Source organism: Planomonospora alba, from assembly GCF_039534085.1.
GTDB classification, from domain to species: Bacteria; Actinomycetota; Actinomycetes; order Streptosporangiales; family Streptosporangiaceae; genus Planomonospora_B; species Planomonospora_B alba.
On sequence record NZ_BAAAUT010000034.1, the window covers coordinates 21,913 to 44,365 of the forward strand.

22 protein-coding genes are annotated in these 22,453 nt (G+C 72.4%); 3 read left to right on the forward strand and 19 right to left on the reverse strand.

All coding sequences use genetic code 11. The features are described from left to right. Positions 1 to 6: 6 nt before the first annotated feature. Positions 7 to 1,173: an acyl-CoA dehydrogenase family protein gene (locus ABD823_RS20825; protein ID WP_344862099.1), complete on the reverse strand. Its 1,167-nt coding sequence runs from the start codon at positions 1,171 to 1,173 to the stop codon at positions 7 to 9. Between the two features lie 132 nt (positions 1,174 to 1,305). Between ABD823_RS20825 and ABD823_RS20830 the strand changes: the two genes are divergently transcribed. The 3 genes from ABD823_RS20830 (at position 1,306) to ABD823_RS20840 (ending at position 4,623) form a co-directional block, all read left to right on the forward strand. After that, positions 1,306 to 1,776 (forward strand): MarR family winged helix-turn-helix transcriptional regulator, encoded by a 471-nt coding sequence (locus ABD823_RS20830; RefSeq protein ID WP_344862101.1) that lies wholly within the window; start codon positions 1,306 to 1,308, stop codon positions 1,774 to 1,776. A 149-nt stretch (positions 1,777 to 1,925) separates the two neighbouring features. Beyond that, positions 1,926 to 3,377, forward strand: a complete 1,452-nt coding sequence (locus ABD823_RS20835; RefSeq protein WP_344862103.1) for an FAD-dependent oxidoreductase — start codon at positions 1,926 to 1,928, stop codon at positions 3,375 to 3,377. A 139-nt stretch (positions 3,378 to 3,516) separates the two neighbouring features. Then, on the forward strand, positions 3,517 to 4,623 hold the full coding sequence (locus ABD823_RS20840) for a 2Fe-2S iron-sulfur cluster-binding protein (protein ID WP_344862105.1): 1,107 nt from the start codon (positions 3,517 to 3,519) through the stop codon (positions 4,621 to 4,623). 61 nt (positions 4,624 to 4,684) lie between these two features. Here the strand turns inward: ABD823_RS20840 and ABD823_RS20845 are convergent, their stop codons facing one another. From ABD823_RS20845 to ABD823_RS20930, 18 genes are all read right to left on the reverse strand, one after another. Then, positions 4,685 to 5,491: a 2-keto-4-pentenoate hydratase gene (locus ABD823_RS20845; protein WP_344862107.1), complete on the reverse strand. Its 807-nt coding sequence runs from the start codon at positions 5,489 to 5,491 to the stop codon at positions 4,685 to 4,687. Further along, complete coding sequence (locus ABD823_RS20850) at positions 5,476 to 6,363, reverse strand: VOC family protein (RefSeq protein WP_344862109.1); 888 nt, start codon at positions 6,361 to 6,363, stop codon at positions 5,476 to 5,478. The genes ABD823_RS20845 and ABD823_RS20850 overlap by 16 nt, the downstream gene beginning before the upstream one ends. Before the next feature lie 40 nt (positions 6,364 to 6,403). Continuing rightward, entirely contained in the window at positions 6,404 to 7,579 is a 1,176-nt protein-coding gene (locus ABD823_RS20855) for an acyl-CoA dehydrogenase family protein (RefSeq protein WP_344862111.1), read from the reverse strand. 210 nt (positions 7,580 to 7,789) lie between these two features. Continuing rightward, complete coding sequence (gene dmpG, locus ABD823_RS20860; RefSeq protein WP_344862113.1) at positions 7,790 to 8,818, reverse strand: 4-hydroxy-2-oxovalerate aldolase; 1,029 nt, start codon at positions 8,816 to 8,818, stop codon at positions 7,790 to 7,792. Beyond that, complete coding sequence (locus ABD823_RS20865) at positions 8,815 to 9,735, reverse strand: acetaldehyde dehydrogenase (acetylating) (RefSeq protein ID WP_344862115.1); 921 nt, start codon at positions 9,733 to 9,735, stop codon at positions 8,815 to 8,817. Before ABD823_RS20865 ends, dmpG begins: the two co-directional genes overlap by 4 nt. A gap of 50 nt (positions 9,736 to 9,785) precedes the next feature. After that, the gene (locus ABD823_RS20870) at positions 9,786 to 10,664 is read right to left on the reverse strand and encodes an alpha/beta fold hydrolase (protein ID WP_344862117.1); all 879 of its coding nucleotides are present in this window, start codon (positions 10,662 to 10,664) and stop codon (positions 9,786 to 9,788) included. 88 nt (positions 10,665 to 10,752) lie between these two features. Next, positions 10,753 to 10,965: a hypothetical protein gene (locus tag ABD823_RS20875; protein ID WP_344862119.1), complete on the reverse strand. Its 213-nt coding sequence runs from the start codon at positions 10,963 to 10,965 to the stop codon at positions 10,753 to 10,755. 3 nt (positions 10,966 to 10,968) lie between these two features. Beyond that, positions 10,969 to 12,150, reverse strand: a complete 1,182-nt coding sequence (locus ABD823_RS20880; protein WP_344862121.1) for an amidohydrolase family protein — start codon at positions 12,148 to 12,150, stop codon at positions 10,969 to 10,971. Between the two features lie 9 nt (positions 12,151 to 12,159). Further along, positions 12,160 to 13,050, reverse strand: coding sequence for an SDR family NAD(P)-dependent oxidoreductase (locus ABD823_RS20885; protein WP_344862123.1), 891 nt, complete (start codon positions 13,048 to 13,050; stop codon positions 12,160 to 12,162). Beyond that, the gene (locus ABD823_RS20890; protein ID WP_344862125.1) at positions 13,047 to 14,042 is read right to left on the reverse strand and encodes an amidohydrolase family protein; all 996 of its coding nucleotides are present in this window, start codon (positions 14,040 to 14,042) and stop codon (positions 13,047 to 13,049) included. The genes ABD823_RS20885 and ABD823_RS20890 overlap by 4 nt, the downstream gene beginning before the upstream one ends. Continuing rightward, positions 14,039 to 14,899: an SDR family NAD(P)-dependent oxidoreductase gene (locus ABD823_RS20895; RefSeq protein ID WP_344862127.1), complete on the reverse strand. Its 861-nt coding sequence runs from the start codon at positions 14,897 to 14,899 to the stop codon at positions 14,039 to 14,041. Before ABD823_RS20895 ends, ABD823_RS20890 begins: the two co-directional genes overlap by 4 nt. After that, on the reverse strand, positions 14,896 to 15,279 hold the full coding sequence (locus ABD823_RS20900; RefSeq protein ID WP_344862129.1) for a Zn-ribbon domain-containing OB-fold protein: 384 nt from the start codon (positions 15,277 to 15,279) through the stop codon (positions 14,896 to 14,898). Before ABD823_RS20900 ends, ABD823_RS20895 begins: the two co-directional genes overlap by 4 nt. 101 nt (positions 15,280 to 15,380) lie before the next feature. Continuing rightward, positions 15,381 to 16,559, reverse strand: a complete 1,179-nt coding sequence (locus ABD823_RS20905) for a thiolase family protein (protein WP_344862131.1) — start codon at positions 16,557 to 16,559, stop codon at positions 15,381 to 15,383. Then, positions 16,556 to 18,919, reverse strand: coding sequence for a CaiB/BaiF CoA-transferase family protein (locus ABD823_RS20910; protein WP_344862133.1), 2,364 nt, complete (start codon positions 18,917 to 18,919; stop codon positions 16,556 to 16,558). The genes ABD823_RS20905 and ABD823_RS20910 overlap by 4 nt, the downstream gene beginning before the upstream one ends. 8 nt (positions 18,920 to 18,927) lie before the next feature. After that, positions 18,928 to 19,428 (reverse strand): 3-hydroxy-9,10-secoandrosta-1,3,5(10)-triene-9,17-dione monooxygenase reductase subunit, encoded by a 501-nt coding sequence (gene hsaB, locus ABD823_RS20915; RefSeq protein ID WP_344862135.1) that lies wholly within the window; start codon positions 19,426 to 19,428, stop codon positions 18,928 to 18,930. Then, on the reverse strand, positions 19,425 to 19,679 hold the full coding sequence (locus ABD823_RS20920; RefSeq protein WP_344862137.1) for a hypothetical protein: 255 nt from the start codon (positions 19,677 to 19,679) through the stop codon (positions 19,425 to 19,427). Before ABD823_RS20920 ends, hsaB begins: the two co-directional genes overlap by 4 nt. Next, the gene (locus ABD823_RS20925; protein WP_344862139.1) at positions 19,676 to 20,845 is read right to left on the reverse strand and encodes a 3-ketosteroid-9-alpha-monooxygenase, oxygenase component; all 1,170 of its coding nucleotides are present in this window, start codon (positions 20,843 to 20,845) and stop codon (positions 19,676 to 19,678) included. Before ABD823_RS20925 ends, ABD823_RS20920 begins: the two co-directional genes overlap by 4 nt. A gap of 75 nt (positions 20,846 to 20,920) precedes the next feature. Continuing rightward, on the reverse strand, positions 20,921 to 22,096 hold the full coding sequence (locus ABD823_RS20930) for a DegT/DnrJ/EryC1/StrS family aminotransferase (protein WP_344862141.1): 1,176 nt from the start codon (positions 22,094 to 22,096) through the stop codon (positions 20,921 to 20,923). Positions 22,097 to 22,453: the final 357 nt, after the last annotated feature.

Here is a 22,453-nt window from a genome sequence, read left to right on the forward strand (position 1 = left end):
GTGCTCCTAGCGCTTGGCACGGGGCAGCCCGAGGCCCAGCTGGGCGACGAGGTCGCGCTGGATCTCGTTGGCGCCACCGATGAAGGTCATGACGTGCACGGACTTGAACGCCTTGGGCAGTCCGCCGCCGAGGACCGCGCCCGGGGACTCGCGCGTCAGGTAGGCGCGCCGCCCCGCCAGCTCCATCAGCACCTCCACCAGCTCCACGTGGAGCTGACTGCCGAAGACCTTGGCGGCCGAGGCGTCCGCGGCGGCCAGGCGCTTGGCGTCGACCGCGGCTGCGGCCTTGGCGTTGAGCAGGCGCAGAAATTCGATCTTGGCTCGCATCCGTGCCAAGCTCATCCGCACGTGAGGCCGCTCCAGCAGCCCTTCTTCTGCGGCCCATGCGATCGCGCGCTCCAGCAGCGCGGCCTCCCCCGCCGAGGGCACCAGCGCCACGCGCTCGGAGTTGAGCTGACCGGTGATCAGCGGCCAGCCGCCGTTCTCTGCGCCGATGCAGGCCTCGGCCGGCACCCTGACGTCGTCGAAGGAGACTGCGGCGACCGAGTGGTCCCCGAGAGTCTTCAGCCGGGTGGAAGCGATGCCCGCAGCGTGGCGGGGCACCAGGAACACCGACACGCCCCGGTGCCGGGGCGCCTGCGGATCGGTGCGCGCGGCCAGCCAAATGTAGTCGGCGGCCTCCATCATCCCGGTCCACAGCTTCTGGCCGTTGATGACGTAGTCGCCGCCGTCCTTGACCGCGCGGGTGCGCAGGGAGGCCAGGTCGGTGCCGGCCTCGGGCTCGGAGTATCCGATCGCGAAATGGATCTCACCGGCCAGGATGCCGGGCAGCAGCGTGGCCTTCTGCTCCTCGGTCCCGTAGGCGGCAATCGCCGGGCCCACGCTGTTGATGGTCAGCAGCGGGGTCGGCACGTTGTAGCGGGCCGCCTCCTCGGCGAAGATGGCCTGCTCCACCATGCTCCTGCCCTGGCCGCCCAGTTCTCTGGGCCAGCCGATGCCGAGCCAGCCGTCTCGGCCGAGCCGCCGCACCACCGCCCGGTAGGTGTCGGTGGCCTCCGGCATCGAGTACCCGTCGCGCAGGGCGTGGCGGATCTCGGGGGTCATCAGCTGCTCGAAGTAGGCGCGCAGTTCGTCACGGAGGGCACGCTGTTCAGCGGTGTATTCCAGATGCATTCGGGTTGTCCGTCCGCCGGTGAGTAAGCTCCAGACGATGCGACGTGGGAGGGCGATATACTGTCGCCTGGAAACAATGTCGTAGCGACAGCGTAATCTTCGTGACTTTCCGAGGGAAGAGCTCCAGCGCAGATGACTTCACAGACCGGTCCGGAGCCGGGCCTCTCCCGCGTTCTCGAGGCGTTCGCCCTCCTGCTGGGCCGGTGGACCGCGGTCGGGATGCAGGACATCATCCTCGAGCGCGCCGGTGTGCGGGCTGACGCCGCCTCGATGACGCTGCTGCTGGAGCTCGAGCGCGTGGGCGGCACGGCTCGCCCGTCCTACCTGGCGCAGATGTCGCGCACCAGCGCCTCCAACATCAGCAAGGTGCTGGCCCGCATGGTGGGCTGGAGCCTGGTCGAGCGGACGACCGAGCCAGGGGATCTGCGGGCGGTCTCGATCACGCTGACCGAGGCCGGCCGGCGCGCCGTGGAGGCGATCAACCGGACCAGCGTGGAGATGCTCGGTGAGGTCATGAAGGACTGGCCGGAGCAGGAGATCGACCAGTTCGGCACACTGCTCGGCCGCTTCGCCCAGTCCGTGCGGGCGTCGTACCTCGTGTGAGCCGGTCATGGGCGCCTCCCGGGGTGGTAGTAGGACCGTAGGGACGCCGCGACCCGCCGCCCATGCCTTCTCCCGCTGAGCGGGAGCGGATCTCACCACCCGCCGCGGCGGCTCCTATCGTTCGTGCGACGTCAACGAGAGGAGCCGGCATGAGCGCGGCTGGGACGACCCCGGTCCGGGCATCGCAGGTGCGCAGCTGGGCGGCGGAAAGCGACGTGCTCGTCGTCGGCAACGGGTGCGCGGGCGCCAGCGCCTCGATCGAGGCGGCGAGGGCGGGAGCCGACGTGCTGGTCGTGGACGCGGCCGGGGGCTGGGGCGGCGCCTCGGCCATGGCCGGCGGCTCGCTCTACCTGGGCGGCGGGACCCCGCTGCAGAAGGCCTGCGGCGTCGCCGACAGCCAGGAGGCGATGTACGCCTTCCTCAAGGCCGCCACCGGCCCCGACCCCGACGAGGCGAAGCTGGCCCTCTACTGCGAGGGAAGCCTGGAGCACTACGACTGGCTGGTCGCCTGCGGCGTCCCGTTCACACCCCGGCTCTGGAACGAGCCGTCCTGGGAGGCCCCGAGCGGATACGGCCTGATGTACACCGGGGGCGAGAACACCCATTTCTTCGCCGGCATCGCGCCGCCCGCGCCGCGCGGGCACATCCCGCACATGGAGGGCAAACGGCCCGGCGAGCGGTCGGCCGGATGGATGCTGATGAAGCACCTGGTGGCGACGGCCGAACGCGCCGGGGTGAGAACCCGCTACGACACCAGAACCGCCCGGCTGGTGGTCGACGACGGCCGCGTCGTCGGAGCCGAGGTCGTCTCGTTCGGAGAGCGCTCCTTCCTCCGGGCCCGGCAAGGGGTCGTCCTGGCGACGGGCGGTTTCGCAGCCAACCGGGCGATGCTCGCCCAGCACGCGCCGAGGGTACTGGGCAACTTCCTGATCGGCACCGACCACGACGACGGCCGCGGGATCCGCATGGGCCAGGCGGCCGGCGCGGCGGTCCGGCACATGGAGGCCGCGCAGACCTCCTTCCCCGCCGACCCCGCCCTGCTGTGCCGCGCCCTGCTCCTGGACGCGCACGGGCGCCGCTTCATCACCGAGGACGCCTACCCCGGGCAGGTGGGGCAGGCCGCGCTCTTCCGCCAGGACCGCCAGGTCTTCCTCCTCTACGACGAGGCCGCCGCCGAGGAGGTACGGCACGCCGGCGGATACGTCGCCGAGGCCACCTGGGTCTCCGACGACCTGGCCGAGCTGGAGGAGGCGATGGGGATCGCCCCCGGCGTGCTGGCCGGCACCGTCGAGACGTACGACACGCACGCGCGCCAGGGCCGCGACCCGCTGTTCCACAAGTCGGCGCGGTGGCTGAGGCCGCTGACCCCGCCCTACGGCGTGCTGGATCTGCGGGGCGCGATGTTCGGCGTCTTCACCCTCGGCGGCCTGCACACCTCCGCGCGGGGCGAAGTCCTCAACCTCGAGGGCGAGCCGATCCCCGGTCTCTTCGCCGCGGGCAGGACGACCAGCGGCATCCCCGCCTGGGGATACTGCAGCGGGACCTCGCTGGGCGATGCGACCTTCTTCGGCCGCCGCGCCGGCCGCTCCGCGGCGGGCTGAACCACCGTGAGCCGCAGCGGGCCGACGGGGGCCGACGCTCCCGTTGATCGGGACCGCCGATGGAGCACGGCGCGGGCCCTGCCTATCGTCGAGTCCGCCGCACAGCGGCGAGAGCGGACCCGACGAGGAGGACGTGAGCATGGCGGAAGCCGCTGGGGCGCAGACCGGGCAGGTCATGCGGGCTCAGGGAAGCCCGGGACACCGCCTGCGGGTCCGCCGGGTCGTCACCGAGACGGCGCAGGCCCGGTCGCTGGTCTTTGAGGTGCCCGAGGAGCTGCGCGAGCGCTTCGCCTACTTGCCGGGGCAGTTTCTGACGCTGCGCGTTCCGGTCCCCGGCGGAGCGCTCGGCCGCTGCTACTCGCTGTCCAGCACGCCCGGGGTGGAGCACGATTTGAAGGTCACGGTCAAACGGGTCGCCGGCGGCACCGGGTCCAACTGGATCTGCGACCACGTCGAGGCGGGCGACCTGATCGAGGTGCTGCCGCCTGCGGGCCGGTTCACCTCGCCCGACCTGATGGCCGACCACCTGCTGATCGCGGCGGGCAGCGGCATCACGCCAATCATGTCGATCCTGAAGGCGGTGCTGAGCGGACCGGCCGGGCGGGCCGTCCTCCTGTACGCCAACCGCGACGAGACATCGGTGATCTTCGCTGGTGAGCTGCGCGAGCTCGCCGCACGCCATCCGGAACGGCTCACGGTGATCCACCTGCTGGAGTCGGTGCAGGGCCGGCCGACCGCCGACCAGCTGGCGCCGCTGGTGCGGCCCTTCGCCGGCTTTGCGGGGGCGTTCGTCTGCGGCCCCGAGCCGTTCATGGACGCCGCCGAGCGGGCGCTGCTCGCCTGCGGCATGCCGCGCGGGCGGGTGACGACCGAGCGGTTCCACTCGCTGGCCGCAGACCCGTTCCGCATCGCGCCGGAACCGGCGGATACGCAGGGGGGCCAGGGCTCGCGGGATGCGCAGGACGCTGCGCCGGTGAGGCTGGCCGTCACCCTGGACGGCCGGCGGGCGAGCCTGTCGTGGCCGTCCGGGACGACGCTGCTGGAGGTGCTGCTGGCAGGCGGGCTGGACGCGCCGTTCTCGTGCCGGGAGGGGTCGTGCAGCGCGTGCGCGTGCAAGGTCGTCTCGGGGGAGGTCAAGATGCTCCGCAACGAGGTGCTGGAGGAGCAGGACCTCGCGGAGGGCTGGGTGCTGGGCTGCCAGTCGCTCCCGGTGACCGAAGCGGTCGAGGTCACCTACGACGACTGACCGCCCCGCTCACCTGCGGCCCGGCCGTTCCGTCCTGTACGGCGCTCGGCTGTCTCGCCCGTTACACGCTCTCGGCGACGTGTACGGTGACCGTGCCGAGCCGGTCGAACTCGGCCCGGAAGACATCACCCGGCTCCATCGGCACCGCGGCGTGCAACGCCCCGGTCATGACGAGGTGGCCGGGTTCGAGCGCGACCCCGTCGGCGCCCAGCACGTTGGCCAGCCACGCCACCACGCCCACCGGGTCGCCGAGCGCGGCGGCCCCCGCTCCGGTGTCGACGACCTCGCCGTTGCGCGACAGCACCATGCCGATCAGGCGGGGGTCGAAGTCACCGGCCGGCACCATGCCGGGGGCGGTGACCACCGCGCCGTTGGAGGCCAGGTCGGCGACCGTGTCGGCGAGCCTGATGCGCCAGTCGGCGATCCGGGAGTCCACGATCTCCATGGCGGCCCTGGCCCCCGCGATGGCGCGGCGCGCCTCCTCCACCGTGACGCCCGGCCCTTCCAGCCGGTCGCCGAGGACGAAGACGATCTCGGCTTCGAGCTTGGGGGCGATGAAGCGGTCGAGCGGGACGGTGTCGCCGTCGGCGTACACGGTGGAGGCGAGCACGGGCCCGTAGTCCGGGGAGTCCAGGCCGATGAGCCGCTGCATGGCTTTGGAGGTCGCACCGACCTTGTGCCCGATCACCCGGTCGCCGTCGGCCAGGAGCAGGGCGAGCAGCTCGCGCTGGACGGCGTAGCCGTCGGCCATGGTGAGCCCGGGTTCGGCGTCGGTGAAGGGCGGGATCGGCCGGCGGAAGCGGCGGGCGTCGTACAGGGCCCGCGCCTTGGCCGCCGCCGAGGTGCCGCCGCTCAGCTGAAGTCCCACGCATGACCCCAGTAGCTGTCGGCGGTGATCTCCTCGGCCGTGTAGTGCGCCTCCTCCACCAGCAGGCCGTCGCTGCCGACCTCCAGGTCCCAGCCGCCCGGGGTGCGCACGTAGAACGAGACCATCTTGTCGTTGGTGTGCCGGCCGAGTGTGGAGGACAGGTGGTAGCCGGCCGCGCCGACCCGGTCCAGGGCCCGGCCGACCTCGTCCAGCGTCTCGAACTCGACCATGATGTGCACCAGCGCCGGCGCCTTGAGTTCGGGTGCGGGCATGATGGCCAGGCTGTGGTGGCGGGGGTTGACGCCCATGAACCGGATGCGCACCGGGCCGTATTCGGGCGGGGCGGGCAGCCGGAAGCCGCCGCGCGGCAGGAAGCCCAGCGTCTCGGCGTAGAAGTCGTAGGCGCCGCCCAGGTCGGCGACGGGGACCACGACGTGGCCGAGCCCCAGCTCGCCGGCCACGAAGCGGCTGCCGTACCGGGTGGCCGGGGGCGTGTGGTCGAGGGCTGGGCCGTGGAAGACCTCCGTGGGGGTGCCGCCGGGGGCTTCGAAGGCGAAGCCCGCCTCGACTCTGCGCAGGTCCGCCTCCTGCTCCGTCAGAGCCTTCGGCGCCAGGCCGGCGCTCTCGACGGCGGTCTGCACCCGGCGCAGCGCCAGGTGGTCGCGGACCTCCCAGCCGACGGCCTCCACCCGGTCCTCCTGGCCCGGCAGGATGACGATGCGCGCGGGCCGCTCGTCGAGGCGCAGGTAGAGCGCGTCCTCTTGCGGGCCCCGGCCCTCGGCGAAGCCGATGGTGTCGAAGGCGAAGGTGCGCCACGCCTGCATGTCGGTCGCCCTGACCCTGACGTAGCCCAGTGCTCTGATGTCGCCCATCCGGGCCTCCTCGTTGTCCTCGGTCGGTGTCCGGAACGTTCTAGATCAGCGTCCGGAGCGCGGGCGGCACCTCGGCGTTCATCGCGCTCAGGGCGTTGGACTGGTAGATGCCGCCGGTCACGTGGATGGCGTGGTGCAGGCCCGCGTGGGCGTCGCGCCACAGCCGCTGCATGGCGTTGTCCCTGCGCAGGGCGTTGCCGCCGGAGCGGTCGAAGATCTCGTCGGCGGCGGCCACCGCGCGCCAGGCGCAGCGCACCTGGTTGCGCCGGACGGTGGAGCGGTCCTCGAAGCTGATGGGCTGGCCGGCTTCGGCCTTGGCGTAGAGCCGGCTGATGCCGTCCAGCAGCTGGGTGCGCGAGGCGGCGATCTCGGCGGCGGCCTCGGAGACGGCGTACAGCATGTGCGCATCCCGCGTCACGCGCTCGCCGGTCGTGGCCAGGATGCGCTCGCGCTGGTGGTCCAGGTGCGCGGCCAGCACGCCCTCGGTGATGCCGATCACCGCCGCGGTGATGCCGAGCGGGAACATCGTCCAGAACGGCAGCCGGTAGAGAGGCTCGGTGCGGCCCGCGCGGGCCGCGGCCACCTCCCCCTCGGCGACCTCGGCGGCGTCCACGGTGCGGTAGCCGGGGACGAAGGCGTTTTCCACGATGATGTCCTTGCTGCCGGTGCCGCACAGTCCGACGACGTCCCAGGAGTCCTCGACGATCGTGTAGTCCCGGCGCGGCAGCACGACGTGCAGGGAGCGGGGCGGCTTGACCGGCGTGCCGCTCTCGTCCCCGACCATCGCGCCCAGGAAGATCCAGTCACAGTGGTCGGTCCCGGAGGAGAACTGCCAGCGGCCGTTGAGCGCATACCCGCCCTCGACCGGGACGGCGACGCCGCTGGGCATGTACGGCGAGGCGATCCAGGTGTCGGGGTCGGCCTCCCACACCTCCCGCTGCAGCCGGTGGTCGCACAGCGCCATCTCCCAGGGGTGCACACCGCCGACCCCGCACACCCAACCGGTGGAGCCGCAGTTGGCGGCCACCTCCATCACGGCCTCGGCGAAGTCGCGCGGGTGGGCGGCGTAGCCGCCGTGCTCGGGGGGCTGCAGCATCCGCATCACACCCGCCTCGCGGACGACTTTGACGCTCTCGTCGGACAGCTTGCCGAGCCGCTCGGTCTCCTCGGCGGCCGCGCGCAGCCGCGGAGCCAGGGACTGAACGCGTTCCACCACTTCGTGCGCCATAGGGGCCTCCGCATCGCCTCTCACGCCTCGGATCGAGCCGTGGCATGAGCGACGATAGGAGCCTGTGGCGCCCGGCCCCCATGCGCGATCCCGCTGATCGGGAGCCCGCCCGCCGGGAAGGCGGCGGCCGCGCGGGCGGCGGGTCCGCACCGTGCCGCGGCCCAGACACCGCCGCCCGCGCGGCCGGGACACGGCGGGTCAGCCCCGCTCGGCCGCGAGCTGGATCGCCACATCGATGATCATGTCTTCCTGCCCGCCGACGAAGCCCAGCTCGCCGCAGCGGCGCAGGATCCGGTGGGCCGGCACGCCGTAGCGCTCCGCGGCCCGCTCGGCGTGGAGCAGGAACGAGGAGTACACCCCCGCCCAGCCCTGCACGATGGCGTTGCGGTCCATCTTCGGCCAGCGCGTCAGGTATGGGCGGACGACCTCCTCGGCCGCGTCCACCAGCGCCGTCACCTCCAGCCCCGTATCGACGCCGAGGCGGTCGAAGACCGCGGCCAGCACCTCGGTCGGGGAGTTGCCCGCTCCCGCGCCGAGCGCGCACAGCGACCCGTCGATCGAGCGGACGCCGCACTCGTAGGCCAGCACCGAGTTGGCCACCCCCAGTCCCAGGTTCTGGTGCCCGTGGTAGCCGACCCACGCCTCCTCGCCCGCCTCCGCGACCAGCGCCTCGAACCGAGCCCTGGCCTCGTCCATGAGCAGCGCGCCCGCCGAGTCGGTGACGTACACGCACTGGCAGCCCGCGTCAATCATGATCCGCGCCTGCTTGGCCAGCTCCTGCGGGGAGGTCCGGTGCGCCATCATCAAAAAGCCGACCGTCTCCATGCCCAGCTCGCGGGCCACGCCGAAGTGCTGGGGTGCGACGTCGGCCTCGGTGCAGTGCGTCGCTACCCGCACCACGTCGGCACCGGCGTCGCAGGCGCGGCGCAGGTCCTCGGCGGTGCCGATGCCGGGCACCAGCAGCACCGCGATCCGCGCCCGCACCGCTTCCTGCCGGGCGGCGGCGATGAGCGTCATCTCATCGATGGCCGAAAAGCCGTAGTTGAAGGAGGAGCCGCCGACGCCGTCGCCGTGCGCGACCTCGATGACCTCGATGCCGCTGCGGTCCAGGGCTCGGACGGTGGCGCGGACCTGCGCCTCGGTGAAGCGGTGCGCCATCGCGTGGCTGCCGTCGCGCAGCGTGGTGTCGGTGATGCGCAGGTCGTGGCGGAACTCGGGCCGGCTCATGCGCGGGTTCCCGTCGTCCGGGCCCGCAGCGCCTCGGCGGCCATCAGCTCGCCCACCCGGGCGGCGGCGGCCGTCATGATGTCCAGATTGCCGGCCCAGGGCGGCAGGTAGTCGCCGTTGCCCCGCACCTCCAGGAAGACCGCCACCCGGCCGTTGCCGTCCCAGTCCGGGCGCGGGTCGTCGAACTGCGGTTCGGCGCGCAGCGTGTAGCCGGGCACATACTGCTGGACCTCGGCCACCATCTCGTGGATCGAGCCGGTGATCATCGCACGGTCGGCTTCGGGGGCGATCGCGCAGAACACGGTATCCCGCATGATCATGGGTGGTTCGACCGGGTTGAGGATGATGATGGCCTTGCCGCGCCGTGCGCCGCCGATCTCCTCGACGGCGCGCGCGGTGGTCTGGGTGAACTCGTCGATGTTGGCCCGGGTGCCCGGGCCGGCGCCGCGCGAGGCCACCGATGCCACGATCTCGGCGTACGGCACGCCGGTGACGCGCGCGACCGCGTGCACGATGGGGATCGTCGCCTGCCCGCCACAGGTGATCATCGAGACGTTGGGCGAGCGCAGGTGGGCGGTGCCGTTGACCGGGGGCGCCACCATCGGGCCCAGGTGCGCCGGGGTCAGGTCGATCGCCTGGATGCCCGCCTCGGCGTAGCGGGGGGCGTTGACCAGGTGGGCCGCGGCCGAGGTCGCCTCGAACACGATGTGCGGGAGCGGGTCCTGGCGCAGCAGCCAGTCCACCCCTTCCGCCGAGGCGCTGACCCCGTACTCGCGGGCCCTGCGCAGCCCGTCGGACTCCATCACCCCGACCATGTATCCGACGTCGATCACGGAGCTGCGCCGGAGCTTGGCCAGCAGGTCCGTCCCGATGTTGCCGGGGCCGACGATCGCGGCCGTCACTTTGCCTGATCCCATGCCCCGCACTGTCGCAGGGCGGGCTCCGGCGGTTGAAGCACCCGGCCCACTCAGCGGGAGGCCGGGACGTCCTTCCTGGTGAGGAAGGCGAGCACGACGTTCTCCCAGGCCTGCTTCTGCTCGATCATCACCCAGTGGCCGCAGTCGGGGAACACGTGCAGCTCGGCCTCGGGGATGGTGCGCATGGGCAGCAGGGCCATGTCGAGGGGGCTGACCCGGTCGTCGCGCCCCCAGGTGATGAGCGTCCTGGCCGTCAGGCGGTGCAGCATCGCCCAGTACGGCGGGGCGGCGGAGGCCTCCGCCGCCTTCATGCCCGCCGCCAGCGCGGCCCGGCCGTACATGCGGCGGGCGGCGGCCAGGGTGACCGGGTCGGTGGCCTGTTGCCAGCGTTCCTCGATCAGTTCCTCGGTGATCAGGGCCGGGTCGTACACCATCGAGTGCAACCACTGCACCAGCGCCTCGCGCGTGGGCCGCTCGGTGAACTCCACCAGCAGCCGGATGCCCTCCCCCGGCGCCGGGCTGAAGAGGGGGCGGCCGATGCCGCCGACGGTGACCAGCCGGCCCACCCGGTCGGGGTGGGCCAGCGCGACCTGGGCGCCCACGATGCCGCCCATCGAGTTGCCGATCACGTCGGCCCGCTCAAGCCCGAGCCCGTCCAGAAAGCGGGTCACCGCGCCGGATGCGGCCGCCATCGGGTGCTCGTCGGTCGGATCGCTCACCCCGAAGCCGGGGAACTCCAGGATCAGGCAGCGGAAGTGCTCGGCGAAGGCGGCCAGGTTCCCACGGAAGTTGCGCCAGCCGCTGACCCCCGGGCCCGAGCCGTGCAGGAACAGCAGCGGCGGGCCCTGCCCGGCCTCGTGGTAGCACAGCACGCCCCGGGCGGTGGCCAGCTCGCGTGCCGTCGACTCGAAGGTCAGCTCTGTGGTCATATCGGGAACCTAGCCGCGCCGGGCGCCGCCGGGTCTGCCTGCTCCCGTTCAGCGAGACGCGGCCCGTCCGGCCTGGCGGCGCTCCGGTCTAGGGCTCGAGGGCGGCGCGGCCGGCCGCGAGCGCGTCGAGCCGCCGTTGGAGCAGGCCGACGGCGGCGGGGTCGGCGTCGGGCGCGGCGCGCAGGGCCTGCAGGCGGGCCAGCGTCTCGGCTTCGGCCGCGGCCAGCCGCTCGCGTGCGAGCTGACGGGTCAGCAGGTCCTGCTCGGTCCAGTCGGAGGCGGCGATGTCCCTGTCCGGCACGGCTCAGCCCTCAGCCTGCGTCGCCCGGTCCACCTGCCCGTCGTGGAAGCCGAACAGCCTGCGGGTGTTCAGTTCCACGATCTGGTGCACCTCGTCGTCGGGGATGTCGGCGAACACCTTCTCGGCGTAGGCGCGGCTGTGCGGCCAGTAGGAGTCCGAGTGCGGGTAGTCGCACTCCCACGTCATGTTGCCCACGCCGATGTCGTGTCGGGCCTTCAGCCCGGCGACGTCGTCGATGAAGCAGCCGTAGATGTGCTTGCGGAACAGGTCGGAGGGGCGGACGTCCTTGACCACGTTCTGGTACCAGCGGTGGCGCTGCCAGGTGCCGTCGATGCGCTCCAGCAGGTACGGCACCCAGCCGACGCCGCCTTCGGACAGGGCGACCTTCAGTCCGGGGTGGCGGTGGAAGACCGGGGAGAACAGCAGGTGCGCGGTGGCCGACATGGAGTTGGTGCCGTACAGGGCGATCGTGACCGCGTACGGCGCCTCGGGCGCGGTCGCGGGCGGTGAGCCGGAGGAGCCGAAGTGCATGCACAGCGGCATGCCGGTCTCCTCGGCCGCGGAGAACACGCCGTCCCAGTGGTCGGTGTAGATCGAGGGCAGGTCGAGCGGCACGGTGTTCTCCGGGAAGGTGATGCCCCGGGCGCCCTTGGCCGCGGTCCGGTGGATCTCGGCCACGCACAGCTCCGGGTCCCACAGCGGCAGGATGATCAGCGGGATGAAGCGGTCGGGGGCGGTGGCGCACCACTCGTCGATGACGAAGTCGTTGTAGGCGCGCACGCACGCCAGGCCGAGGTCGGCGTCCTGGCTCTCGACGGTGAACAGGGCTCCGGCGAAGCGCGGGAAGGACGGGAAGTTCGCCGCCCCCCACACTCCGTCCAAGTCCATGTCAGCCAGCCGGGCCCGCGGGTCGTAGCAGCCGGGGATCATGTCCGCGTAGCGAACCGGCTCGACGCCGAACTCCTCCGGCCGCTTGCCGGCCACCGCGTTGAGCCCGATCGCGGGGAACCGCTTGCCCTCGTAGTGCCATACCTGGATCGGCGGCCCGCCGGACGGGGACGGCTCGTCCACGATGCGGGGGCCGCGCTGCAGGTACTTGGCGGGCAGGCGGTCGGCCCATACCCGCGGGTGCTCGATCAGGTGGTCGTCGACCGACATCAGCTTCATCCACGGTTGCAGCGGCATGGTGTGCTCCTACGTCGTGAGGTACGGCGTGCGCAGCCGTACGGGGTCGATGTCGCCCGGCTGCCAGCCGGGCAGCGGGGCCCGGCCGTCGAGCGTGCGGACCGGTCTGCCGAGCTCGGCCAGCAGCGACAGGGTGTAGGCGATGCGGCCGGTGAGCGTCCCGGGGTCGCCGGTGCACAGCGCGAGCGCGGCCTCGGCGATGGTCTCCTCGGGTTCGGAGTTGTCCCGGGTCACCCCCGGCACCGTCAGCGCGTTGTCAGTCGCCACCTGGTACTCGGGGGCCAGGGCGTTGACCGCGATGTTGTCCGCATACAGGTCCATCGCCGCGCCCGTGGTCATCCGGTCGATGAACGCCTTGGTGCCGCCGTAGAGTGCGGCGCCGCCGGTGGGGTTGGGCGGGAACGGCGGCCCCTTGCGCGGCCCGGCCTGGGAGGAGGAGATGGTCAGGATCCAGCCCGCGCCGCGCTCGCGCATGCCGGGCACCGCCAGGGCGGCCAGTTCCCAGGCCGCCCAGACGTTGGTCTCGACGGCCTGGGCGAAGGCCGTGCGGGTCATGTCCGCGAAGCGCCGGTCGAAGTGGCGCGGCGCGGCGGCGTTGTTGACCACGATGTCCGCGGGCGCGCCGAACGCGGCGTGCGCCCGTTGCAGGATCTCCCGCCGGTCGGCGTACGGGTCGGACAGGTCGAAGGCGATCGCGACGGCGCGGCCGCCCGCGTCACGGATCTGCGTCACGGTCTCCTCCAGTGAGCCCGGCAGGGTGCCCTCGCCGGGCCGCAGCGAGCGGGAGACGGCGGCTACCGCGATGCCGTCGGCGGCCAGGCGGCGGGCGATCGCGCGGCCGATGCCCCGGCTCGCCCCGGTCACGATCGCCACGTGCGGGCCGGTCACGTGCCCGGTCATGTGCCCAGTCCGGTGAGGCGGCGGAAGTTGCCGGCCGCGATGGCGGCCAGTTCCTCGTCGGTGAGCGGGAGCCGCCTGAGCACCTCGATCTCCCGGTCCAGCCGCTCGTGGCTGCTTGCGGGCGTGACGCCGGGCCGGGCTCGCAGCCACAGGTACTCGCTGATCACCCAGTTGCTGCCGAACAGGACCCGGTCGGTGCCGATGGCGCGCAGGTGGGCGGCCATGGCCTCGGCGCTGACGTGCCCGTCGGTGACCTCGATCAGCCGCAGGGACACGTCGGTGTGCACGCCGTCGTGGGCGCGGGCCAGCTCCAGGACCTCCGCGTCGGCGCCCTGGCCGAACCGGCGGTCGTGGCCGAGGTGGGCGAAGACGATTTTCAGCCCGGGGAACTCGCCGAGCGCCTTGGCGTAGCGTGCGGGGCGGCCGGGCATGAACCCGGCGGCCTGGGTGAGGAGGGGGATCCCGGCGGAGGCGCAGTAGTCGAAGACCGGCCACATCCGCGGGTCGTCGCCCTCGGTGCCGTGGTTCATGGGCACGTGCTTGACGCCCAGCGCCCCAGCGCGCACGCCGTTCTCGACCTCGGCCAGCAGCGTCTCCTCGTCCATCAGCACCGGGTCGACGCCGACGAAGCAGCTCAGCCGCGGGCTGGCCGCGGCCTGCTCCAGCGCCCAGGCGTTGTTCTCCCGGATCCTGCGGATGATGCGCCGCCGCAGCTCCTCGGCCTCCCGTGCCCGCGTGGCCGGCTCATCGGGCAGGATGTTCTGCCCCTGCCTCCAGTACACCCCCGACCAGGTGAACATCAGGATGTTCATGTGCGCGATCCCGGTGGCGTCCATGACGCGCTCGGCCTCGTCGGGGGTGCCGAAGAAGCCGGGCCGGTCGGGCAGCCCCATCGCCGCGCTGAAGCGCAGCAGGTTGCTGTAGAGGTCGCAGCTGTGGTCGGCGGTGCGCAGGATGTGGTTGTGGCAGTCGATGATCTCCAGCTCGCTCATGCCCGGCCCCCGATCGCGGCGGGGTTGAGCGTGCCCACGGGCGGGCGGCGGGTGGTGTGGACGACGCCGCCGTCGGAGACGACCGTGTGCCCGGTCATGTAGGACGACAGGTTCGAGGCGAGGAAGACCGCCACGCCCGCGGTCTCCTCCGGCAGGCCCAGCCGTCCCTGCGGTACGGCCTCGGCGGTCTTGCGCATGAACTCCGCCTGTTCGGGCCGGCGGGAGGTGGGTGTCTGCCGTCCGGTGCGGTCCACGTTGTGCGTGCCGGGCACCACGCAGTTGACGCGGATGCCGTAGGGGGCCAGCTCCAGCGCGGCCGAGCCGGTCAGGTGGATGACTGCGGCGTTGGCCGCGCCGTAGTGTGCCACGGAGGGTGCCGCCCGGAGCCCGCTGGTGGAGCCGAAGTTGACGATGGCGCCTCGCACGCCGTCGCGGATCATGGCGACGGCCTCGGCCTGCATGCACAGCATGGTGCTGGTGAGGTTGAGCTCGATGGGGCCGTTCCAGTCGTCCAGGGTGAAGTCCAGGAACGACTTCGGGGTGGCGGCGCCGAGGCTGCCCACGCCGTTGACCGCGACGGTGATCGGGCCGAGCCGCTCGCGGGTCTGGGCGACCATGGCGTGCACGTCCTGAGGGCGGCGCACGTCGGCGTGCAGGGCGATCGCCCGGCGCCCCAGCGCCTCGATCTCTTTGACGGTCTGGGCGGTGAACTCATCGGCGATGTCGGCCACCGCGACGTGCGCGCCGGCCTTGGCCAGTGCGATGGCGGCTGCCTTGGGGATGCCGCCGGCGCCGCCGGTCACCAGCGCGACGGCGCCGTTGAGGCCGAGCAGCTCGGCGCTGAGGTTGTCGGTCATGTCGCTTCCTTGTCTTCCTCGGCCGGTGTCACATAAGGCACGGCGATCCCGCCGCCCACCTGGTGGAAGCTCACGCGCACGCGCAGTCCCGCCCGCACGTCCGCGACGGTGCCGCCGACGAGGTTGGTCAGCAGCCGGAAGCCCTCGTCGAAGGTGACGATCACGACGGCGTACGGGGTGGTGAACGCGGGGGTCTGGGGGCGCCAGACGATCGTGTGGCTGTAGATCTCGCCCAGGCCCGCGCTGACCTGCCACTGCATCCGGTCGGCTCCGCAGCGGCGGCACGCCCACACCGGGTCGAAGGCGGCCTCGTCACATGCGGCGCAGCGCTGGTAGCGCAGTTGCCCGGCGGCGCAGCCGTTCCAGAACGGCTCCGACACCGCGGTGGGTGACGGCAGCGGGATCCCCGGCCGCTGCGGCCGCAAAAGGGTGCTCTCCGCAGGCCGCTCCCCCGCAGCCGCCGGTGCTCGTTCCCGCGCGGTCATGGGCGCTCGCTTCCCAGCAGGATGACGTCGGTGAACAGTGCGCCGGCCCCGCCGTTGGTGCACAGGGCGACCTTCGCGTCGGGCACCTGGCGGCTGCGGCAGCGCTTTTGCAGCTGGTGCACGCCGCGGGCGACGCGCTGGGTGAGCTGGACGATGCCGCCGCCGTGGCTGTAGGACATCAGCCCGCCGTCGGTCGTGATCGGGAAGGGGCCGTCCGGGCCGATCCTGCCGTCCATGACGAAGTCGCCGCCCTCCCCCTCGCCGCAGAACTCCAGTGCCTCGAACTGCCGGATGACCTCGAAGGAGAACGGATCGTAGAGTTCGAGTACATCGACCTGCTCGCGGCCGATCCCGGCTGTCGTGAACGCCTGGCGTGCGGCGCGGCGGCCGACGTAGCCGTTGGGGATGTCGCCGCGGGCGCCGTCGCGCCCTCCGGTGAGGTCCCAGCTCGGTGCGTGCCGGTAGGCGGGGCCGAAGGAGTCCAGGCCGCCGCCCAGGATGTACACGGGGGTGCAGGGCAGGTCGGCGGCGCGTTCGGCGGTGGTGATGAGCAGGGCGCATCCTCCTTCGGAGGTCGTCGCGCAGTCCAGGAGGCGGAACGGCTCGGCGATCATCCGTGAGGCCAGGATGTCGGCCGGGGTGTAGGGGCCGCGGCCGTGGTAGACGGCCTCGGGGTTGACGTGTCCGTTGTTGCGGATGGTGGCGGCCACCTCGGCCAGCTGCTCCGGCGTCGTGCCGTACAGCTCCATGTGGCGGCGCGCGATGAGGGCGAACTCCGCCGCCGTGTACAGCCCGAACGGCGCCACGAACTCGTTGGACGGGCGCGTCCACGGCGCGGTCGCGGCCCGCTCGGTGTACAGGCCCGCGCCGCCGTCGGCCAGCAGCACCGTGCGCGCCAGCCCGGTGGCGACCAGCGCGGCGGCCTGCAGCACGCCGGCGATCCCGCCGGCGGTGTTGGCGTTCCACACCGGGCCGATGCCGAGCGCGTAGATCAGCTCCGCCGCCTGCTTGCCGAACACGGCGTCGACCTCGGCGGCGGGCACGGTCGCCTCGGCGAGCACGCCCCGCGCCGCGGCCAGGGTGATCGAGAAGGCGGTGTGCCCGTCGAGCACGCGCGCCTGGCGGGTGTTGTGGGCGGCGACGATCGCCACGTCGCGGAAGGGATGCCCGGTCATGTCAGGCCCTCCGGCCGCTCGCCGATGACTCCGGTCCGCCGCAGCTGGGCGATCCGGGCCGGGCCGAGCCCGGCCACCTCGCGCAGGACCTCGTCGTTGTGCTGGCCGAGGGTAGGCGCGGGGCGGGAGAGCCACGGCCCGTCCCGGGAGGCCAGGCGCAACGGCAGACCCGGCATCCGGTGCACGCCGAGCAGCGGGTGACGCAAGGTCTCGGCGAATTCCCGGGCGGTGAACTGGGGGTTGTCCAGCACCTCGGACGGCGGCACGACGCGGGCCGCCGGGATGCCGCGTGCCGTCAGGGCCTCGGCCAGCTCGGCCGCGTCACGGCCCGCGCAGTGAGCCGCGAGCCGCTCGTCGATCTCGTCGTGGGCGCGCCGCCGGCCCGCCGCATCGGCCAGCTCGGGCGCCCGGGCCCAGGCGGGGTCGCCGAGCGCCGCGCGCAGGGCCGCCCAGTGCTCGTCGGTGGCGACGGCCAGCGCCAGCCACTCGTCGGCATCCGACGCGCCGCAGCGGTAGAGGTTCTGGGGGGCGGCCACGGGGCCGCGGTTGCCCGCCCGGGCCGGCTCGGCGCCGTAGGCGGTGTGCTCGATGACGACCTCGGCGGCGACGTTGAGCGCCGTCTCCACCATGGGCACCTCGACGAGCACGCCTGCGCCCGTCGCATCGGCGTGTTCGAGCGCGGCCAGCGTGGCCACGACGGCGTGCAGGCCCGCCAGCGGATCGCAGGGGCCCTTCAGGACCATGGGCGGGGCGTCGGGGTAGCCGGTCATCCAGGCCAGCCCGGTGGCCTGCTCCATGGTCTGGGCGAACCCGGTGCGGTCGCGCCAGGGCCCGTCGAGGCCGAAGGCGGGCATCCGCACCAGCGTCAGGCGTGGGCAGGCCGCGTGCAGCCGCTCCCAGGTGATGCCGAAGTTGTCCAGCACCCGCGGAGAGTAGTTCTCGATGAGCACCTCGGCCCGGGCGGCGAGGCCGTACAGGACCTGCCGTCCCTCGGGCCGTGTCAGGTCCAGGGTGATGCCGCGTTTGCCGGCGTTGGCGCCCTGGAAGATCGCTCCCCACTCCCACCATCGGTCGTGTGAGGGCGGCCGGGTGGAGGTGAAGCGCATGCCGTCGGGGCGGCGCGCCGACTCGACCTTGATCACGTCGGCGCCCAGCGCGGCGAGCAGGTGGGTGGCCGACGGGCCCGCCCAAAAGCCGGTGAGGTCGATGACCCGCATCCCGGCCAGCGGCCGTCCGTCGGGCGCGCTTCGGCCCGGTCCGCGCGCCGGCCAGGCGATGCGGCCGGTGTGCTCGCCGAGCGCCGGTGCGGGGTGCGGCGGGGGTCCGGCGTCGCCGTCGATGAGGTACGGCCGGCGGGGCTGGGCGAAGCCGCCCGAGGGGTTGTCGACGAAGACGCCGCGCGCGGTGAAGTGCTCGTTGGCGGTGATGGTGGCCGGAGTGCCCAGCGGCGCCACCGGGATGCGCAGCGCACTGGCGATCTCCTCGATGGCGGCCGTGGGCATCGTCACCGTCCAGGCTTCGATGATCTTCTGGAACTCGGCGCGGCGGCCCTGGCGGAGGCCGGGGTCAGTGATCGAGGGGTCGTCGGTGAGATCGGGGCGGCCGATCATGACCAGGAAGTCCTGGAACATCTGGCCGGTGATCGTGCAGAAGCCGACCCAGCCGTCCGCGCTGCGCTCGACGGAGGGGATCTCCACGGTGCGCGCGGCGGGCCGGTGGCCCGACAGGCTCGCGCTCAGCGGGGCATACAGCGACATGGCCACGCACATGCATTCGAGCATGGACACATCGGCGTGCTCGCCGCGTTGTCCCCGCCGCCGCCCCGCGGTGCGCAGGGCGAGTGCGACGGCGCCCGCGTAGCTTCCCGCGATCCATTCCCCCAGCCGCCCGCCGGCGTGGACGGGGGCCCGGCCGGGCAGTCCGCGCCCGCCGGTCGAGCCGGCCAGCGCCTGCAGGACGAACTCGGTCCACGGCCGCCCGGCCCAGGGGCCGGAGCGGCCGAAGGGGGAGATGGACACCACGTCGAGCGCTGGGAACGTTGCTCGGACGGCCGCCAGGGCGGCTGCGTCCAGCTCCGATTCGACCAGCAGGTCCGCGCCCGCCAGCAGCGCGCGCACCGCGGGATCGTCGTGGGTCCCGCGCACCGACCGCTTGCCCGCGTTGAGGAAGCAAAACATCGCGCCGTCGGCGCCGCCGAGGTCGGCGCCGGAGGCGGTCCAGCGCCGGTACGGATCACCGCCCGCGGGCTCGACCTTCACCACGTCGGCGCCCGCGTCGGCCAGCAGCTTGGTCGCGTACGGGCCGGCCACGCCGGTCGTCATGTCGAGGACCCGGAACTGCCGCAGCGGTGCGGTCGGCATGGGCTCTCCTAACGCTCGCCGACGAGCGAGACGCCGAGGTCGTGGCCGCCGCGGTAGAACAGCAGCGGCCGATGGTCGCGCTCGACCCGCAGCTCGCGCACCCGGCCGACCACGATCTCGTGGTCGCCGCCGCCGTGAACGCATTCGATCGAGCAGTCCAGCCAGGCCAGCACTCCGTCGATCACCACGGCGCCGCCGGGGGTCAGGCGCCAGCCGACGGCGTCGAACTTGGTCCCGCCGGGCGAGCCGAACGCTTCGCACACCTCCTGCTGGTCCTCGGCCAGGACGTTGACGCTGAACCGGCCGCCGTGCCTGATGCGCGGCCAGCTTCTGGAGGTGCGGCTGGGGCAGAACAGCACCAGCGGCGGATCGAGGGACAGCGAGGAGAAGGACTGGCAGGTCAGGCCGACCGGCTCGGTGCCGTCCAGTCCGGTGATCACGGTGACGCCCGTGCAGAAGTGGCCGAGCACGGTGCGGAAGTCACGGGCGTCGATCGAGGTGGCGGTCATGGGGCGGGCACCGAAAGCAGGCCGTTTCTGACGGCGTCCTCGATGGAGTCCCGCAGCTGGGCGCAGGTGGGGATCACCGCCGGTGCCTGCGCCGGCGCGGCGCGCCGTTCGGCGAACTCCGCGCAGCCGCCGGAGCCGCCGTTCCACTGCACCGAGGTCTGCGCCAGGCTGTTCTTCTTCACCAGGACGGAGGTGCCGCACCTGCGGCAGGACAGCAGTTGCACCGCGATCTCCTTCTCACCGTTGGTCACTGTGCGGACGGCCGGATCGGGACCCCGCCCTGCCGGGCGAGGTTGTCCTCGACTTCCCGCTGCCAGAACCCGACGGCCCGTTCGGTGTCCAGTTCGAATTCGAAGCGGTCGGCCATCTCCGGCGTGATGTCCTCGACGTCCACGTAGAACTGCTCGTACCAACGCCGCAGCTGGTAGACGGGGCCGTCCTCCTCGCACAGCAGCGGGTTGTCGATGCGGGTCTTGTTCTTCCAGATCTCGACGTCCTGCAGGAACCCGACCTCGACGCCCTTGGCCGTGGCCCGCGCGATCGCCTGGGCCTCGGCGTCGGGCCGGCCGGGCTGCTTCTTCACGATCACGCCCCACTGCAGCACGAAGCTCGTGGGCGTCACCGGGTAGTGGCAGTTGATCAGCACGGTCTCGGTCTCGATCAGGCCGTTGGACCCGTACAACCAGTCGATCATGTAGGAGGGGCCGAAGTAGGTCGCCTCGGAGCGGCCGATCCGCTCCTGCTCATCCTCGGATCTGGTGTAGGTGGAGCCCAGGGCGATGTCCGGGCGGCTCTTGGAGTTCATGTGCTGGGTGGCCAGGTGTCCTTCGAAGACGTTTTTGAAGTACACCGGGAAGGCGTAGTGCACGTAGAAGAAGTGCGCCATGTCCACCACGTTGTCCACGATCTCGCGGCAGTTCGCGCCCTCGATCAGGAGCGAGTTCCACGTCCAGTCCGACCACTCCTTGGAGAAGGCGGCCTCCAGGCGCGGGATCGCCACCTCGGGGGGCGGCGGGTTGCCCTGGGGGTCGTGGTAGACGAACAGCTGCCGGTTCTCCTCCAGCACCGGCCACGCCCTGGTACGGGCGCGCGGCGGCACGCGGCGGGCGTACGGGATAGCCGTGCACCGGCCCGATCCCGACCAGCGCCAGTCGTGGAAGGGGCAGGCCACCTCATCGCCCTTGACGGTGCCCATGGTGAGGTCTCCGCCCATGTGGGGGCAGTAGCCGTTGAGCACATGGAGCTGTCCCGAGCTGTCGGCGAACACCACGAGCTTGGTGCCGAACGCCTGGACGGCGTGCGGCCGGCCGTCGCGGAAGCCGTCGGCCAGGCCCAGGCAGTGCCAGCCCCGGGCGTAGCGGGCCGGCGGCGCGCCGGCCTCGATGACGCGGACCCGGTCGGTCGACGATGGCGCCATCTTTCCTCCCTGCATCAGCGGCCTTCCGCACCATCGTCGGAAGGGGGCGCCACCTCGCGGAACCGGACCTCCCGCTCACCGGGATCCGGCGAACGCGTGGATGGCGCGTACGACGTGGCCGACTTCCTCATCGCTCATCCCGTGGCTCATGCCGAGCGACATGCCGCGTTCGAAGACCTCGTCGGCGTGGGGCAGGCCGCCGTCGGGCACCCGGAACTCCACTTCGCGCATCATGGGGTGGCGGGTGAGATTGCCGCTCCACACCGTGCGGGTGTCGATGCCGGCGGCCTCCAGGGACTCCTGCAGCTCATAGCGGTGGAATCCGGCGTCCTGGCGGATCGTCACCGGATAGCACAGCCAGGCGGTGTCGAAGTCGGGATGCTGGCGCGGCAGCCGGAAGAACTGCGGGTAGGCGCCGAAGGCGCCGCTGTAGGCGGCGAAGATCTCTTGTCTGCGCCGGTGGTTGGCCGTGAGCTTCTTCAGCTGCTCCAGGCCGAAGGCGGCGCCGAGCTCGGACGGCTCGAAGTTCCACGGCAGGACGTCGAAGATGAAGTCGTTGTCGTAGGCGACGCCGTCCAGGTCCTCACGGAAGACCCGGCCCGCGCCGCCGGAGCCGAACAGGTGCGGCTCGGAGCGCCGGCCCCAGCGCCGCAGCATCAGGCCCCGGTCCCGCAGCCGCTCGTCGTCGAGGCAGACCATGCCGCCGTTGCCGGCGCAGGTGATGATGTGCGCCATGGCGAAGCTCGTGACCGTGATGTCGGAGCGGCTGCCGGTCCTGGTCCCGCGCAGAGTGGTGCCGATGCAGTCGCAGGAGTCCTCGATGACCTTCAGGTCGTGGCGGTCGGCGATGTCCCTGATCGCGTCCCAGTCCGGGGCGTTGCCCGCCAGGTTGGGAAAGAGCACGGCCCTGGTGCGGCCGGTGACGAGTTCCTCGATCTTGGTGACGTCGACGTTGTAGGTGTCGGGCTCGACGTCGGCGAAGACCGGGACCCAGCCGCCGCGCACGATCGGCGCCACGTCGGTGGAGAAGGTCAGCGGGGAGGTGATGACCTCGGCGCCCTTGGGCAGGTCGAGCAGTTCCAGGGCGAGATAGAGCGCCGAGGAGCCGGAGTTGCACATCAGGCCGAGCCGCTTGCCGTACAGGTCGGCGACCTGGCGTTCCATCTCGGCCACGTGCTTGCCGATCTTCAGTCCGTACGGCCCGCTGCGCAGCACCTCCAGACAGGCGTTGATCTCTGCTTCATCGTGCACACTGCGTGCGTAGACAACGCGGGGCAATGTGGCCTCCTCATGATTTCCGCTCGCCCTGTTCGGGATGCCGCGATCCTTCGGGGTCCGATGCTCCCCGCGGCGTGGTGAGGGGGGAATCACCTGTCCCGCTGAGCGGGCGGCGCCGCTCCCGCGGCCCGGCGGGCACGAGGTAGCCTGCCTGCCCGCGGGCGCGTTCCCGCCCCGCGGTTCTCAGGCCGCTGATTTGGAGTCCGCTGTCCCGAACCCCGGTCCGGGCTTCCCGGCCCAGGTTCCGGGCGCTTCACCCGAGACCGGAAAGGCGTGTGCGATGGGGCCTCCCGATGGACCGGACCCGGCGGCCGCCCGGACGGTCCCGGC

What these genes read in the sequence shown, in the direction of transcription:
- ABD823_RS20925 (WP_344862139.1), bottom strand. Translation starts at nt 20,845, where the DNA reads ATGGCGCCATCGTCGACCGACCGGGTCCGCGTCATCGAGGCCGGCGCG.
- ABD823_RS20865 (WP_344862115.1), bottom strand. Translation starts at nt 9,735, where the DNA reads ATGGGATCAGGCAAAGTGACGGCCGCGATCGTCGGCCCCGGCAACATC.
- ABD823_RS20910 (WP_344862133.1), bottom strand. Translation starts at nt 18,919, where the DNA reads ATGCCGACCGCACCGCTGCGGCAGTTCCGGGTCCTCGACATGACGACC.
- ABD823_RS20830 (WP_344862101.1), top strand. Translation starts at nt 1,306, where the DNA reads ATGACTTCACAGACCGGTCCGGAGCCGGGCCTCTCCCGCGTTCTCGAG.
- ABD823_RS20905 (WP_344862131.1), bottom strand. Translation starts at nt 16,559, where the DNA reads ATGACCGGGCATCCCTTCCGCGACGTGGCGATCGTCGCCGCCCACAAC.
- ABD823_RS20840 (WP_344862105.1), top strand. Translation starts at nt 3,517, where the DNA reads ATGGCGGAAGCCGCTGGGGCGCAGACCGGGCAGGTCATGCGGGCTCAG.
- hsaB (WP_344862135.1), bottom strand. Translation starts at nt 19,428, where the DNA reads ATGACCGCCACCTCGATCGACGCCCGTGACTTCCGCACCGTGCTCGGC.
- ABD823_RS20880 (WP_344862121.1), bottom strand. Translation starts at nt 12,150, where the DNA reads ATGCCGCTGCAACCGTGGATGAAGCTGATGTCGGTCGACGACCACCTG.
- ABD823_RS20870 (WP_344862117.1), bottom strand. Translation starts at nt 10,664, where the DNA reads ATGACCACAGAGCTGACCTTCGAGTCGACGGCACGCGAGCTGGCCACC.
- ABD823_RS20850 (WP_344862109.1), bottom strand. Translation starts at nt 6,363, where the DNA reads ATGGGCGACATCAGAGCACTGGGCTACGTCAGGGTCAGGGCGACCGAC.
- ABD823_RS20885 (WP_344862123.1), bottom strand. Translation starts at nt 13,050, where the DNA reads ATGACCGGGCACGTGACCGGCCCGCACGTGGCGATCGTGACCGGGGCG.
- ABD823_RS20890 (WP_344862125.1), bottom strand. Translation starts at nt 14,042, where the DNA reads ATGAGCGAGCTGGAGATCATCGACTGCCACAACCACATCCTGCGCACC.
- ABD823_RS20825 (WP_344862099.1), bottom strand. Translation starts at nt 1,173, where the DNA reads ATGCATCTGGAATACACCGCTGAACAGCGTGCCCTCCGTGACGAACTG.
- dmpG (WP_344862113.1), bottom strand. Translation starts at nt 8,818, where the DNA reads ATGAGCCGGCCCGAGTTCCGCCACGACCTGCGCATCACCGACACCACG.
- ABD823_RS20835 (WP_344862103.1), top strand. Translation starts at nt 1,926, where the DNA reads ATGAGCGCGGCTGGGACGACCCCGGTCCGGGCATCGCAGGTGCGCAGC.
- ABD823_RS20895 (WP_344862127.1), bottom strand. Translation starts at nt 14,899, where the DNA reads ATGACCGACAACCTCAGCGCCGAGCTGCTCGGCCTCAACGGCGCCGTC.